At 71.4% G+C, this 13604-nt stretch carries 13 protein-coding genes; 6 read left to right on the top strand and 7 right to left on the bottom strand.

Annotation, left to right across the window (positions count from 1 at the left end; all coding sequences use genetic code 11):
- Nucleotides 1–92: 92 nt before the first annotated feature.
- Nucleotides 93–881 carry an SDR family oxidoreductase gene (locus tag Afe05nite_RS14145; RefSeq protein WP_203817527.1) on the top strand — a complete coding sequence of 263 codons (789 nt, stop codon included), beginning with the start codon at nucleotides 93–95 and terminating at the stop codon, nucleotides 879–881.
- Here the strand turns inward: Afe05nite_RS14145 and Afe05nite_RS14140 are convergent, their stop codons facing one another.
- Nucleotides 882–1823 carry a DMT family transporter gene (locus tag Afe05nite_RS14140; RefSeq protein ID WP_203817526.1) on the bottom strand — a complete coding sequence of 314 codons (942 nt, stop codon included), beginning with the start codon at nucleotides 1821–1823 and terminating at the stop codon, nucleotides 882–884. It abuts the gene before it with no gap.
- Here Afe05nite_RS14140 and Afe05nite_RS14135 point away from each other — a divergent pair.
- A complete protein-coding gene (locus Afe05nite_RS14135) occupies nucleotides 1822–3210 on the top strand; it encodes an aminotransferase-like domain-containing protein (protein ID WP_203817525.1) in 1389 nt (462 codons plus the stop codon). The genes Afe05nite_RS14140 and Afe05nite_RS14135 overlap by 2 nt on opposite strands.
- A gap of 126 nt (nucleotides 3211–3336) precedes the next feature.
- On the opposite strand, the gene Afe05nite_RS14130 is transcribed toward Afe05nite_RS14135, so the two are convergent.
- Nucleotides 3337–3864, bottom strand: a complete 528-nt coding sequence (locus Afe05nite_RS14130) for a hypothetical protein (protein WP_203817524.1) — start codon at nucleotides 3862–3864, stop codon at nucleotides 3337–3339.
- 144 nt (nucleotides 3865–4008) lie between these two features.
- Here Afe05nite_RS14130 and Afe05nite_RS14125 point away from each other — a divergent pair, with 144 nt between their 5' ends.
- Entirely contained in the window at nucleotides 4009–5982 is a 1974-nt protein-coding gene (locus Afe05nite_RS14125; protein WP_203817523.1) for a CHAP domain-containing protein, read from the top strand.
- 34 nt (nucleotides 5983–6016) lie between these two features.
- On the opposite strand, the gene Afe05nite_RS14120 is transcribed toward Afe05nite_RS14125, so the two are convergent.
- From Afe05nite_RS14120 to Afe05nite_RS14110, 3 genes are read right to left on the bottom strand one after another with little or no spacing between them, the layout of a single operon-like run.
- Complete coding sequence (locus tag Afe05nite_RS14120; protein WP_203817522.1) at nucleotides 6017–6709, bottom strand: hypothetical protein; 693 nt, start codon at nucleotides 6707–6709, stop codon at nucleotides 6017–6019.
- Nucleotides 6710–6729: 20 nt separating this feature from the next.
- Entirely contained in the window at nucleotides 6730–8124 is a 1395-nt protein-coding gene (locus Afe05nite_RS14115; protein WP_203817677.1) for an MFS transporter, read from the bottom strand.
- Between the two features lie 57 nt (nucleotides 8125–8181).
- Nucleotides 8182–8637: a phosphoesterase PA-phosphatase gene (locus tag Afe05nite_RS14110; protein ID WP_307835635.1), complete on the bottom strand. Its 456-nt coding sequence runs from the start codon at nucleotides 8635–8637 to the stop codon at nucleotides 8182–8184.
- A 305-nt stretch (nucleotides 8638–8942) separates the two neighbouring features.
- Between Afe05nite_RS14110 and Afe05nite_RS14105 the strand changes: the two genes are divergently transcribed.
- Nucleotides 8943–9815 (top strand): hypothetical protein, encoded by an 873-nt coding sequence (locus Afe05nite_RS14105; protein WP_203817520.1) that lies wholly within the window; start codon nucleotides 8943–8945, stop codon nucleotides 9813–9815.
- Here the strand turns inward: Afe05nite_RS14105 and Afe05nite_RS14100 are convergent.
- Complete coding sequence (locus tag Afe05nite_RS14100) at nucleotides 9761–10354, bottom strand: mycothiol transferase (protein ID WP_203817519.1); 594 nt, start codon at nucleotides 10352–10354, stop codon at nucleotides 9761–9763. The two genes, Afe05nite_RS14105 and Afe05nite_RS14100, sit on opposite strands and share 55 nt — an antisense overlap.
- A 43-nt stretch (nucleotides 10355–10397) precedes the next feature.
- Here Afe05nite_RS14100 and Afe05nite_RS14095 point away from each other — a divergent pair, with 43 nt between their 5' ends.
- Together Afe05nite_RS14095 and Afe05nite_RS14090 are read left to right on the top strand one after the other, a co-directional pair.
- Nucleotides 10398–11327, top strand: a complete 930-nt coding sequence (locus Afe05nite_RS14095) for a helix-turn-helix transcriptional regulator (RefSeq protein ID WP_203817518.1) — start codon at nucleotides 10398–10400, stop codon at nucleotides 11325–11327.
- A 65-nt stretch (nucleotides 11328–11392) separates the two neighbouring features.
- Nucleotides 11393–12088 (top strand): SIMPL domain-containing protein, encoded by a 696-nt coding sequence (locus Afe05nite_RS14090; protein WP_203817517.1) that lies wholly within the window; start codon nucleotides 11393–11395, stop codon nucleotides 12086–12088.
- 58 nt (nucleotides 12089–12146) lie between these two features.
- Here Afe05nite_RS14090 and Afe05nite_RS14085 read toward each other — a convergent pair whose 3' ends face one another.
- The gene (locus Afe05nite_RS14085) at nucleotides 12147–13592 is read right to left on the bottom strand and encodes a hypothetical protein (RefSeq protein WP_203817516.1); all 1446 of its coding nucleotides are present in this window, start codon (nucleotides 13590–13592) and stop codon (nucleotides 12147–12149) included.
- Nucleotides 13593–13604: the final 12 nt, after the last annotated feature.

Below are 13604 nucleotides of genomic sequence, written 5' to 3'. Positions count from 1 at the left end.
CGAGCCGGCCCCGGCTGACCGTGCCGCTGGTGGGCAGCGCGGCCATCGGGCGGCGGTCACCCAGGGGCTGACCCGCCGGTAGGGTGCCCCGCATGGAACGCACCGCGCTGGTCACCGGGGCATCGTCGGGCATCGGGAAGGCCACGGCCCAGCTGCTGGCCGCCCGCGGATATCGCGTGCTCGGCACCAGTCGCCGGCCGGACGTCGTGGTCGAGGAGGTCGAGTTCCTGCGGCTGGATCTGACCGACGCCGGCTCGATCGAGGCGCTCGGCGAGCGGCTCCGGACCGTCGACATCCTGGTCAACAACGCCGGGGAGAGCCAGTCCGGCCCGTTCGAGGAGTTGCCGGGCGAGGCGCTCAGGCGGTTGTTCCAGGTGAACGTGCTCGGGCCGGTGCGGCTGTCCCAGCTCGCGGTGCCGGGGATGCGCGCCCGGGGTTACGGCCGGATCGTGATGGTCGGCTCGATGCTGGCGTCGTTCCCGCTCGCCTACCGATCGTCCTATGTGGCCTCCAAGGCCGCGATCAAGGGTTTCGCCGCCGGCGCGCGGCACGAGTTCTCGCCGTTCGGCGTCTGGCTCACCACCGTCGAGCCCGGCTCGATCAGGACCGGGATCAACGAGCGCCGCACCAACTACGTCGCGCCGGACTCACCGCACCGGCGCGACTTCGAGACGATGCTCGCCGCCCTGGACCGCAACGAGCGGGCCGGCCTCACCCCGGACAAGGTCGCCGAGGTCATCGTCAAAGCCATCGAGAGCCCGAGACCCAAGCGGATGTACGCGGTGGGCAGCAACGCGCCGCTCGTGTTCGCGCTCCGGCGGGTGATGCCCTCGGGGCTGGCCGAGAAGCTCACCCACCGCCGCCACCAGCTGCCCCGGTAGTCACCGGCGATCCGGACCGCGATTCGCCGCCGGGTCGCCGGGAGACCGGTGCCGCGCTCGCTGGGTCAGCACGACGCTGCCGAGCACGACCACGGCCGCGCCGATCGAGGCGGCGGTCACGGTCTCGCCGAGCAACAGCGCCGACCACATCAGGGTGAGGATCGGCTGCGCCAGCTGGATCTGGCCGACCTTGGCGATGCCGCCCTTCGCGAGCCCGGCGTACCAGGCGAAGAAGCCGAGGAACATCGACACCGCGGTGAGATAGCCGAACGCCGCCCAGGCCGCCGGATCCGCCCGCGGCGGGCTCGACCAGGCGGAGAGCACGGTGATCGGCACGGTCACCGGCAGCGCGATCAGCAGGGCCCAGCAGATGGTACGGGCGCCGCCGAGCTCCCGGGCCAGCGCGCCGCCCTCGGCGTACCCGAGTCCGCAGAGAACCACCGCCGCCAGCAGATGGAGGTCGTTGCGGGAGAGGGCACCGTGCACGGTCCCGGTGGTGCCCAGGAAGGTCAGGACCGCGAGCAGGCCGGCACCGCCACCCACCCAGAACAGGACCGGCGGTCGCTCGCCCGCGCGGACCACGGCGAAGATCGCGGTCAGCGCCGGTAACACCGTGACGACCACGGCACCGTGCGCCGCCGTCTCGCCGGTCAGCGCGAGCGAGGTGAACAGCGGGAAACCGACGACGACGCCGAGCGCGACGACGGCCAGTCGCCGCCACTGCGCGAGGGTGGGTCGCGGCGCGCCGGTGCCGGTCAGGTAGAGCCAGGCCAGCACCGCGGCGCCGACCGCTCGGCCGAAGGCCACGAACCACGGATCGAGCTGCTGGACGGTCACCCGGGTCAGGGGCAGCGACAGGCTGAACGCGAGGACGCCCAGCGCACCGAGCGCGAGCCCGGCCGGTACCGTTTCCAGCGCGATAGCGTTACTCTTGGCTCTCATGAGTGACGGTAACGCAGCGACCCGCGTTATCCAAGATCTCCGCGAGCTGGCGCAGCGCTCGGCGGCCGGCACCCGACTGCCCTCGGTCCGGTCCTTGACCGCGCGGCATCAGGCCTCGCCGGTCACGGTCGCCGAGGCGATCCGCGTTCTGGCCGCTCAGGGCCTGATCGAGACCCAGCCGGGCCGCGGCACGTTCGTGGCCTACCGACCCGCGGCCGTCGCCCCGCCCGACCTGTCCTGGCAGACCGTGGCGCTCGGCGCGGCCCCGGCCGGTGACGCCGACATGGCCGCGTTACTGGCGTTACCGCCGGCGGGCGTCATCCCGCTCTCCGGTGGCTACCTCGACGCCGACCTGCAGCCGGCCGCCGCGCTCGGGGCCGCCCTGGCCCGCGCCGCCCGGCAGCCCGCCACCTGGCAGCGCGGCCCGGTGGAGGGACGCGAGGACCTGCGGGCCTGGTTCGCCCAGCAGTCCGGCTCCGGTCTGCACGCCGACGACCTGGTCATCTGTCCCGGCGGCCAGGCCGCGCTCGCGTCGGCGCTGCGCTCGCTGACCAGCCCCGGCGACACCCTGCTCGTCGAGTCGCCGACCTATCTGGGCGCGCTCGCCGCCGGCCGGGCGGCCGGACTGCGCGTCGTGCCGGTGCCGGCCGACGCCGACGGGGTGCTTCCCGACCAGTTGGCGGCGGCGTTCACACGTACCCGGTCGAGGCTCTTCTACTGCCAGCCGCTGCACGCCAACCCGAGTGGGGCGACGCTGGCCCGGGGGCGCCGCGCGGCGGTGGCCGAGGCGGTACGCGAGGCCGGCGCCTTCCTGATCGAGGACGACTACGCGCGTGATCTGACCATCGACGGCGAGGCACCGCCCCCGCTCGCCGCCGACGACCCCGACGGCCACGTGATCTACCTGCGTTCGCTCACCAAGTCGGCCGCTCCGGGCCTGCGCATCGCCGCGATCGGCGCCCGCGGTCCGGCCGGCGCGCGCTTGCGGGCGGCGCGCCTGCTGGACGACTTCTTCGTGGCCGGCCCGCTCCAGCAGGCAACGCTCGAGCTGGTGACCACGCCCGGCTGGGGCCGCCATCTGCGTCACCTGCGCAGCTCGTTACGCGCCCGCCGCGAGGCCCTGCTGACCGCCCTGTCCCGGCACCTGCCGGAACTGGCCCCGCCCGCGGTCCCCCGCGGCGGCCTGCACCTGTGGCAACGCCTCCCCGACGGCACCGACGACGTGGCCGCCTCGACCGCCGCGGCGGCCGCCGGTGTGCTCGTCTTCCCCGGCCGGCCCTGGTTCCCGGCCGAGCCACCGGCCCCGCACCTGCGCCTCACCTACGCCGCGTCCGCCCCCGACCGGATGGACGAGGCCGTCCGCCGACTCGCCCACGCCCTCCGCTAGAGCCGTCGATCAGATGCCGGTCTCCTGGTAGGTGGGCAGGCCGTAGCCGCGGGCGACCGGGTTCCACGTGCTGATGAACTGCCGTTTCGTGGCGCTGGCACGGCGCGAACAACGCATGCCGTCGGCCTAGTTGCCGTCCTTGGCGCAGCCGGACTCGCCCCAGCGCACGAACGCCCGGTCGGCCTGCCACGAGAACTTGAGCGCCCGCACCAGCGTGTCGCGGATCGCGCCGCCGCCGGACAGGGCCGAGACGTCGACACCGGCGAGCGCGTCGACCTGGCGGGCCCGGCCGTCCGCGACCGCACGCAGCGCTTCGGTCGCACCGTCGACGTCGCGGCAGGCCTCGAGGTCGGCGAGTGCGGCGAACAGGCTCGACCGGCTGCGACCCGACCACCCGAGAACGCCGTCGATCGTCGCCGCCTGGTCCTTTCCACTGCTGTTTCCCGCGCCCTTGCGAACGGCGCCGCCGAGTTCGATCGCGACTTTCCCGGTGGTGCCGCTGACCGCGGTCACGGCGATTCCGTTGCCGTCCCCGACGATGTGGATTTCGCCTTTCACGTCCTGCACGGTGACGTTCTGCGTGGTGATCCGCTGAGCCCCGCCGACCGCGTAATGGGTGCCCACCCCGTCGCCGGTGGCATTGGTGTAGCTCACGAATGCACACATGCTGGTGCGCTCGAGCGATCGGTGTCCTCATCGGACCCGGTGGCAAATTGGGTCCGATCATCCGAGGACCGGGGCCGCAATCGCGCGCAGTCTCACCTTCAGTCCTCAAAACTCAGCGGAAGGTGATCCACCGTGAGATTCCGCAAAATCATCGTCGGCGCGCTGGTGCAGCTGCTGGCGGTCGGCGCGGTCGTGGTGACCGCAAGTGCCGCGGCCCAGGCCGGCAGTCCCGGCACCGGGGTCCCCGGCGTGACTCGGCTGTGCGGCCCCGACGCCGCCTACGGATGCACCACCGGCGGTTATGCCGGCCGGAGCACCGGCTGGCCGGGCACGAAGTACGGCGCCGGCTACGCGAGCAGCAACCAGTACGGCTACCACAACTGCACGCTGTACGCGGCCTACCGCATCGCCGCCAACGGCGCCGGTGACCCGGGCTGGTCCGGCAACGCGAACCAGTGGGACGAGAAGGCTCGGGCCGCCGGCACGCCGGTGAACGGCACCGCGACGGTCGGCGCCGTCGCCCAGTGGAACTCCGGGAGCGCGGGCCACGTCGCCTACGTCGAGGTGGTCACGTCCGGCTACATCGAGGTGACCGACGACAACTACGGCCTCAACTACACCGACCGCTGGCGCATCAACGTGGGCTCGGCGTCCTGGCCGGACAACTTCATCCACTTCAAGGACGTCCAGCCACCGGCCAAGCCACCTGCACCGGCGACGCTGTCGGCGCTCCCGCACGGCTCCCGCGTTCCGCTGCGCTGGGCGGCCTCGGCCGGCGCCGCCGACTATCTGGTCTACCGGGACGGCCTGCTGCTGACCACCACCGCCGCGACAAGCTTCACCGACCTGCAGGTCTCCCCCAAGCAGGCATACGCGTACGCGGTGGAAGCCCGCAACAGTGCCGGTTCGTCGGCGCCCACCACGTTGTACGTACAGACCCGCTTCGAGGCCGCCGACCGGGTCTACCTGCGCAGCAGCGGCGGGCAGGCGGTCTGCGGACGGGCCGGGGACCAGTCCACCCAGACGCTGGTGTGCACCGTGGGTTCCTCGACGGTCTACACGCCGGCGGGCGACTGGGGTTACGCCAGCGACCGCAACTGGCTGACCAACGCCGACGGTACGGTCTCCTACTGCCGCCGGGTGAACTACGGCGACCAGGCCCAGTGCGACACGTTCAACGGTACGACGTGGACGCGGTCCACCTCGCCGCGCACCGATCTCGGCTACGGCGAGAACCGCGCCTACCTGTCCACCGCGAGCGGCCTGGCCGTCTGCGGGCGCACCGGCGACCAGAGCTACCAGAGCCTCGCCTGCACGCTCAAGAGCCCGACCGGCTGGACCACCGTCTACTCCCCCGCCGGCGACTGGGGTTACAGTACCGACCGGGCGTGGCTCACCGACAGCGCGGGCAACGCCACCTACTGCCGCCGAGTGAACAATGGCGACCAGGCCCGATGCGACACCTTCGACGGCACGACGTGGACCTGGTCCAGCTCTCCCCGCACCGATCTCGGCTACGGCGAGAACCGCGCCTACCTGTCCACCGCGAGCGGCCTGGCCGTCTGCGCCCGCACCGGCGACCAGAGCTACCAGAGCCTCGCCTGCACGGTGCGCAAGCCGACCGGCTGGACCACCATCGGTTCACCGGCCGGCGACTGGGGCTACAGCACCGACCGCGCCTGGCTCGTCGACAGTGCCGGCAACGCCACCTACTGCCGCCGCGTCAACTACGGCGACCAGGCCCGATGCGACACCTTCGACGGCACCACCTGGACCTCGTCGACCTCACCCCGCACCGACCTCGGCTACGGCGAGAACCGCGCCTACCTCGCCACCGCGAGCGGCCTGGCCGTCTGCGGGCGCACCGGCGACCAGAGCTACCAGAGCGTCGCCTGCACGGTGCACAAGCCGACCGGCTGGACCACCATCGGTTCACCGGCCGGCGACTGGGGCTACAGCACCGATCGGGCGTGGCTGCCCGACGGCACCTACTGCCGCCGCGTCAACAACGGCGACCAGGCCCGATGCGACACCTTCGACGGCACCACCTGGACCTGGTCGGCCACGCCGCGTACCGACCTGGGTTATCCGGACAGCTTCGACTGACCGCCCGGAAACCGCCCGGGTCGCGGTGCCGCGCTCAGCCGCGCCATTCCTTGACCCGGGCGGCGGCGCGGGTGCCGAGCTTGACCGTGTCGGCCTTCTCGGCGCCGGACGACTCCCAGCCGGTGTTGCTCACGAACGCGATCGTGTCGGCGTGCCGGACCACGGCCCAGAACAGCCGGCTCGGCTGGCCCTGGACCGGCTCGCCGGCGTCGTCGGTGGCCGGGGTGGACTGCTCGATCAGCTCGGAGTCGTCCCCGGCCTCTATCGAGCCGCGCAGGAAGTTCTTGTCGTCCTCGTCCGAGGCGCAATTCTTGACGGCGGCCCGCAGGTCGGTCATGAACTCCTTGGCACCGTCGCCCCGGTAGACGAGCACGTCCTCGTAGACGGCGGACTTCGGCGTGGAGCCCTCGCTCTCACCCTTGCTCTGGATCAGGAGCAGCTGCGTTGCGCGTACCCCGATCCGGTCCTTCTGCTCGTAGCTCTTGCCGCAGAAGGCCGGCAGGTCGTGATCGGCGCGTGCGGGCTTCTGCCGGGCTTTCTCGGGGGCGTCGGAAACCTGGAGGAAGGCGCTCGCCGGGATGGCCTTCGGAATGCTCCGCGCCTTGCTCGAGGAGGGCGCGGCACCGGCGGTCGTGGTCGCCGGTGCCGCCGAGGACGTGTAGAACGGCTCGGTCGGCTCACTTGTCGCACATCCGGCGACCAGAAGCGCGGCCGCCAAGCCCGTCACGTGACGAACATTTACCATCGTCATCCTCTCCGATTTACCGTGATCAACTCCTCCTTGCCCGTTCGGGTGTCTTTTCTATCCAGGAGCACGTCACCGAGGGCGGCGATCAGGGCGATCACGACGAAGGCGACGGTCACCCACAACGAGGTGCGGAAGGCCGGCACCCAATCGCCGCCGTGGTGGTCCAGCCGGTTGAAGAAGACCGCGCCGACCGCCGCGATGCCGACCGCCGTGCCGATGCGCTGGCCGGTCTGCAGCACCGCCCCCGCGCTGCCCGCCCGTTCGACCGGGACCTCGGCGAGCGTGAGGGTCTGGTTGGGGCTGATCACGAGGCCGCTGCCGAGCCCGGCCACCAGCAGCGGCACGGCGGTGGCCCAGCCGCCGTGCTGGACGACCAGGTCGGTGGCCGCCAGCCCGGCGATCACCAGGACCAGGCCGATCACCACCAGCGGCCGGCCGTAGCGGTTGACCACCCGCCCGCCGAGCGCCGACGCGGCCGCCGAGCCGAGCGCGAACGGGGTCACCGCCAGGCCGGCTTCCAGGGCCGAATAGTGCAGGCCGCTCTGCAGGAGCAGGGTGAACGTGAAGAAGATCGAGGTGAAGCCGGCGAAGTAGAGCAGGCCGATGACCGCCCCGAGGCCGTACGACCGGGTCCGGAACAGGGCGAGGTCGACGAGCGGCGTCCGGCCGAACCGCCGCTCCCAGACGACGAACCCGGCCATGATCGCCGCGGCCGCCACGACCAGGAGCCACTTGGCCGGACCGTGCCACTCACGCTCCTGCACCAGCGGGAGCAGGAGCAGGATGACCGAGAGCCCGAGCAGCACGACACCGACCGGGTCGAGGCTCTCGTGTGTCCTTTCCTGTTTGGGCCGGGAGGGGATCCACTTCAGGCCGAGCACGATGGCGACCAGCCCGATCGGCACGTTGATGTAGAAGATCCAGCGCCAGCCCTGCTCGGCGCCGAAGATCTCGATCAGCAGACCGCCGAGCAGCGGGCCGACCGCCGTGGAGATGCCGATCGTGGCACCGAGCAGGCCGAACGGGCGGCCGCGCTCGGGCGGCTCGAACAGCTGCTGGATCAGCCCGCTGACCTGTGGGTTGACCACGCCGGCCGCGGCGCCCTGGACGAGCCGGGCGACGACCAGCCAGGTGGCGCTGGGGGCGAGCCCGGCGCCGGCGCTGGCGAGGGTGAACACGGCGAGCCCGGCGATGAAGACGTTGCGGCGTCCGCGGGCGTCGCCGAACCGGCCGGCCGGCACGAGCAGCAGCCCGAACGTCACCGCGTAGCCGGACAGCACCCACTGCAGCTCGCTGGAGCTCAGGCCCAGGTCGGCGCGGATCGACGGCAGGGCGACGTTGACGATGCTCACGTCGAGGAGCGTCATGAAGCCGGCCACGAGGGCGACCGTCATCGCATGCCAGCGGTTCTGTTGCGTCACCAGCGGGCTGTTCCCCCGGTCTGCCCGGCTCTAACGCAAGGAGCCGAACACCACTCCCGCCACCACGCCGCCGATCGCGGCGCCGACCAGCACCTGGGCGGTCGTGTGGTCGCGCAGGTGGACGCGGGACCAGGCGACCGCCGCGGTGATCGCCGCGGTCAGCAGCAGCCACGGGCCGAAGACCATGGTCAGGACCACGGTGGTGGCCGCCGCGACGCCGGCGTGGACGCTCGACTTCCAGAAGTGGTTGACGCCGGTGGCGATCACGCCACCGGCCAGCGACGCCACGATCAGGGCGGTCAGCTCCCGTGGTGCGGGCAGGACCAGCAGCAGGACCACGCCCACGGTCACCGACGCCAGGCCGAGGAGCAGCGGCTTCGTGCGCTGCTCGCGTACGCCGATGTGGCGGTCGGTCAGGTGGCCGCGACGCACGCCTCGCAAGATCATCGCGTACGGGATGACGGCGCAGAACAGGCTCGCCAGCAAACCCCACAGCAAACCCTCAGGAACGGACTTCGCGACCCGCGCTCCCACCACCGGCGGGAGGCATGCGGCCAGCACAGCGGGGGCGAAGGCTTCCGTGAGACCGCGTGCCAAAGTGTCTCTACTGTTACGCAACGGTCACATCCTGACTTCCGTGGGAGCGCTTCTCATGCTGAAATGAAGATCGTCGATCCGAGCTGGGCTGGGCTGCGTATCACTGGTGAACCGTGGCAGACGCACGGCGAGTGGGAGGTGCCGCGGTGGCCATCAGGCCTGGTGACAACGAGGATGGGCAGTGGTTTTCGGCGGTGTCCGAGCCTACCCAGTCGATGCCGACGATCCCGCGGCAGCCGCCGCCCGTGGTGGTGGCCCGCGCGGTCATCGTCTATCAGGAGAAGCCGCGCAAGCCGTGGCGGCTGTGGGCGTTCACCGCGGTGCTGGTCGCCCTCACCATCGGCGTCGTGCTCGGGCAGACGGCCGCCTTCGAGCCGACCTACCGGTCGACGGCCAACGCCCAGACCGCACCGGTCGAGGTCGTGCCGTCACAGCCGATCAGCGCGGGGCCGTGGCCGGACGCCGCGCACCAGCTGACCGCGCCGCTCGGCACGGTCAAGACCCGCACCCTCGAGCTGGTCGGCACGTCGGCGGTCCTGCACGTGCGCAGCGCCGAGCTCGGCGACAAACTGTTCGACATCGCGACCGTCGACCGCAGTGCGGTGCCGCGGCTGGAGGACACCAAGGCCGCCACCAAGGTCGAGCTGATCAAGACCGGGGAGACCGGCACCGTCGGCGCCGAGATCCAGCTCAACGCCAAGGTGAAGTGGACGCTCAAGCTGGCCGGTGGCACCACCGAGCAGAACGTCGACATGCAGGCGGGCGGGGTCGCGGCGATCACGATGGCCGGCGGCACCGCGCACGCGGTGCTTCAACTGCCACCCCCGGCGGGCACGGTGCGTCTCTCGGTGGCGGGCACGATCGGCGAGCTTGCGGTACGCCGGAAGACCGCCACCCCCCTGCAGATCAAGCTGACCAAGGGCGCCAAGGTCGCGACCGTCGACGGCAAGGCTCAGGGCGAGGTGAAACCCGGCACCCTGAGCTCCCCCGACTACAAGACCGCGAAGAACCGTTACGAGGTGGCCGTCACCGGCCCGGTGTCGGCGCTGGTGGCCGAGACCTTCTGAGGCGGATCCTCACCGGTCAGGCCGTCCACCGCCTCCCGCAGGAGGTCGGCGTGCCCGACGTGCCGGGCGTACTCGTCGTGCAGGTCGACCACGATGCGCCGCAGGTTGGGTGAGTTGCCCTCGTCGTCGCTGGTGAACAGCGCCGGCTGAGCGAGTCCGCCGGCCCGGGCGAGCGCCGCCGACATGGCCGTGCGCGACCGCGCCACCGCGTCCCGCCACAGGCTGTAGAGCAGCTCCGGCGGATCGTCCGCGGCCGTCGTCCACTCCCAGTCGGGCACGTCCCGGTCGGCGTCGGAGAGCGGCGGCCCGGGCGGCCGGCCACTGAAGTCGATCGTGTAACGCTCCTCCACCAGCGCCATGTGCTTGATCAGCCCGCCGAGTGTCATGGTGGTCGGCGGATGAGCCCGGGCGAGCGCCGCCGCCGGCAGACCACCGGTCTTCCAGGCGAACTGGGCCCGGGACCGGTCGAGCGCGAAGAGCAGCATCTCCACCTCGCCGGCATCCAGCGGTGGCTCTTGGATCGTGGTGTCGTCGGTCATGACGACAAGGCTAGAGTCGGTTCCGGTCGAAAGGCGTCCGGAAATGAACCCCACCGCACGAGCCCTGCAAACTCTCGAGCTGATCCAGACCTCGCCCGGCATCACCGCCGACCGGCTGGCCGACAAGCTGGGCGTCACCGAACGGGCGGCACGGCGCTACGTCAGCTTCCTGCGGGACGCCGGCATCCCGATCGCGGCGAGCCGGGGGCCGTACGGGGGTTATCGACTCGGGCGTGGCCTGCGTCCGCCACCGCTCGTGTTCTCCGCGACCGAGGCGCTGGGCCTGGTGATGGCGGTGCTCGACGGCCACCACGACGCCACCGAGGGACCGGTCGGGCAGGCGCTCGGCAAGATCATGCGGGCGCTCCCGGCACCGGTGGCGGAACAGGCTTCGGCCGTACGTCAATCGGCCGCCCCCGCACCCGATCGCGGCGCCGCCCGGCCCGACCCCACACTCACCGCCGCCCTGGTGGCCGCCTGCGAACAACGTCGCCGGACGACGGTGCGCTACCGCAGCGAGGCCGGCACCGAGCGCGACTTCGACGTCGAGCCCTGGGCCGTGGTGATCCGCCACGGCCGCTGGTATCTGCTGTGCGGCACCGCGCACGGCCGCCGCGCCTACCGCATCGACCGGGTGCGCACGGTGTCGCCGGGGGTGGGCACCTTCGACCCGCCGACCGGCCTCGACCCGGTCCAGGAACTGGAGGACCACCTGGCGGTGGGCTGGGAATACACGGTGGAGGTGCGGATCTCCGCGCCGCTGGCCGACGCCGCCGGTCGGGTGCCCCGCAGCCTGGGCCGGCTGGAGCCGGCCGGCGAGGACGCCTGCCGGCTGATCGCCACCACCAGCAATCCGGGGTGGTACGCCCGGCAGCTGACCGCCTTCCCGGTGCCGTTCACCATCGTCGGCGGACCGGAACTCCGCGCCGCCGCCCGCACCATCGCCCAGCGCCTGCTCGCCTCGACGGAGTGACTCGATAGGCCTAGAAGCGCGCGTCGGAACGGCGACCAACGCGGCAAATGCCGTCAAATAGGGTAATGAACTGGTCCCGTGTAGGAGCCCCCGTACTCGCCTTGTGCCTGTCCTTACCGGTGGGCGCCCAGCCCGCGAACGCCGCCGACCCCCGCGACAGCGTGGTGGTGACCGGGCGCGGTGAGGTGTTCGGTACGCCCGACATGATGTCCGCCGACTTCGCCGTCGAGACCGACGCCGCCACCGTCGGGGCGGCCCTGAAAACCTCCGCGACGGCCGCCACCCGGATGCGCAACGCGCTGGTCGAAGCCGGCATCGCCCGGACCGACCTGCAGACCTCCAACGTCAGCATCACCTCCCGGACGAACGACGACCGCAAGATCATCGGCTACACCGTGAACCAGGGACTCACCGCGAAGATCCGGAACCTGCCGAAGGCCGGCGCGATCCTGTCCGCGGCCGTCGCGGCCGGCGGCGACGCGGCCCGGCTCAACGGCGTCTCGTTCACCATCGAGAAGAACACCGCCCTGCTCGCCGAGGCGCGCGGCAAGGCGTTCGCCGACGCCCGCGGGAAGGCCGAGCTCTACGCCAAGCAGGCCGGCCGGCAGCTCGGCCAGGTCGTCCGGGTGAACGAGGCGGAACCCGGCTACTTCGTGCCCGGCGCGCAGGACGGCCTGGCCGCGGCGGGCTCCCGCTTCGTGGTCGAGCCGGGTCAGCAGCGGATGGCCGCCACCGTCACGGTGGAGTGGGCGTTCCGCTGACCGCGAGGACATGGGTCACGGGTCGCGGCCCGCTCGCCCGCCGTCATGATGCCGCACGTCATGCCGGCCGGCGGCGCGGCCGCAGGCTCGACCAGGCCAGACTCAGGCCGATCAACAACCCCAGCACCCCGATCGACGTCAAGACCGCGTCGAGTACGAGGGTATGGCCGCTGCGCGCATCCACCAGTTTCGCCACCCCGATGATCACGGCGCCGGCCGCCAGCGCGCCCACACCGGTCCAGCGGGCCACCTTCACCCGTGGCCGGCCCCACTCGCGCAGATAGGGGAACAGGATGAAGAACACCGGAACCAACGCGATCAGCCCCGCCACCAGGTAGACCGTGGCGAAGCGGGAATCCCACATCGACACCGCGGGGGCGTTCGGAACCTCCTTGGCGTTGATGCCGAGGAAGGCGATCACGAACCCGACCGACACACCGACGAGGCTCAGCACCCCCGCGGCGAAAGCGTTCCACTTCTGCCGTCCCTCGTCACGACGCCGTTCGCGGACGTCGATCGCGGTTATCTCGGACTTGAGACTCCCGCCCAGCTGACTGAACATCTGGCTGAGCGCCCGCGCCTGCCCCGACAGGTCCATCGTCTCGTACAGAGCGGTGTGGAACGTCTCGATCCGCATCAGCGGGAACTCGACGCTGAACGTCAGGTCGAACTCCAGGTTGCCGAGGTTGTCGGCGAGCTCCTCCAGCGCGTCGCGGGTCTGCTGGCCCACCACCTGGGCCTGCCCCTTGAGGCGGAACTCGCGCACCTGCCGATAGGAGTCGTGCCAGATCTGCCGGAAGATCGACGCCGTGCCGACCGCGTGCACCGTCGACAGGTAGATGCTGTCCTCGACCTCGTACTGGTGGCCGTAGAGCAGCGAGACGTAGGTGGTGACCACCCCGCGGGTGACCCGCCCGTCGATCGTCTCGTTGAGCTGCTCCGGCTCCTGACGCCGAGCGAACTCCTTGCTGTACGGCCTGGAGCGGCGGTAGACGAGCCGTTCGACGGTGTCGTCGTCGGGGCCGTCGTCGTCGGGCCGGACGAAGATCAGCTGGTGCCGCTCGGGCAACAGCCCGCCCTTGCCCGACTCCCGCCAGCGCTTGACGTCGCCCCGGTGGTAGGGGAAGTCCTCCAGGTGGGTGGCCAGATCCTTGCCGTCGACCTGGAACTTGCCCTCGATGCCCAGGTCCAGGACCGCGGCGGTCTCGTCGAGGGACGAGGTGTCGAACTCCAGCACCACCGCCAGCACGACCTGGTCGGACGGCAACGCGAACAGCACCGCCTCGCACTTGTCGAACCGGATCGGTGAATCGATACCGAGGTTCTCGACGCAGCGGCGACCGCCGAAGAAGTCGTCCGGCAGCAACCGGGGCAGCTGATCCCGGTACAGCTCGTAGTGGTCGCGCAGGTTGCCCAGCTCGAGTTCCTCGGTCGGGTTGCGGCTCGAGATGCCGTCGTACTGCCAGGGCAGGGAATAGACGTTGATGACGCGTACGTGGTTCATCACGATAGTTGC

The organism is Paractinoplanes ferrugineus (assembly GCF_016862195.1).
In the GTDB taxonomy this organism is placed as follows: Bacteria; Actinomycetota; Actinomycetes; order Mycobacteriales; family Micromonosporaceae; genus Actinoplanes; species Actinoplanes ferrugineus.
The sequence above is the reverse complement of the archived record's forward strand: the minus strand, read 5'-3'. Positions and strand labels throughout refer to the sequence as shown.

What these genes read in the sequence shown, in the direction of transcription:
- Afe05nite_RS14145 (WP_203817527.1), top strand. Translation starts at nt 93, where the DNA reads ATGGAACGCACCGCGCTGGTCACCGGGGCATCGTCGGGCATCGGGAAG.
- Afe05nite_RS14135 (WP_203817525.1), top strand. Translation starts at nt 1,822, where the DNA reads ATGAGTGACGGTAACGCAGCGACCCGCGTTATCCAAGATCTCCGCGAG.
- Afe05nite_RS14140 (WP_203817526.1), bottom strand. Translation starts at nt 1,823, where the DNA reads ATGAGAGCCAAGAGTAACGCTATCGCGCTGGAAACGGTACCGGCCGGG.
- Afe05nite_RS14115 (WP_203817677.1), bottom strand. Translation starts at nt 8,124, where the DNA reads ATGACGGTCGCCCTCGTGGCCGGCTTCATGACGCTCCTCGACGTGAGC.
- Afe05nite_RS14100 (WP_203817519.1), bottom strand. Translation starts at nt 10,354, where the DNA reads ATGACCGACGACACCACGATCCAAGAGCCACCGCTGGATGCCGGCGAG.
- Afe05nite_RS14095 (WP_203817518.1), top strand. Translation starts at nt 10,398, where the DNA reads ATGAACCCCACCGCACGAGCCCTGCAAACTCTCGAGCTGATCCAGACC.
- Afe05nite_RS14090 (WP_203817517.1), top strand. Translation starts at nt 11,393, where the DNA reads ATGAACTGGTCCCGTGTAGGAGCCCCCGTACTCGCCTTGTGCCTGTCC.
- Afe05nite_RS14085 (WP_203817516.1), bottom strand. Translation starts at nt 13,592, where the DNA reads ATGAACCACGTACGCGTCATCAACGTCTATTCCCTGCCCTGGCAGTAC.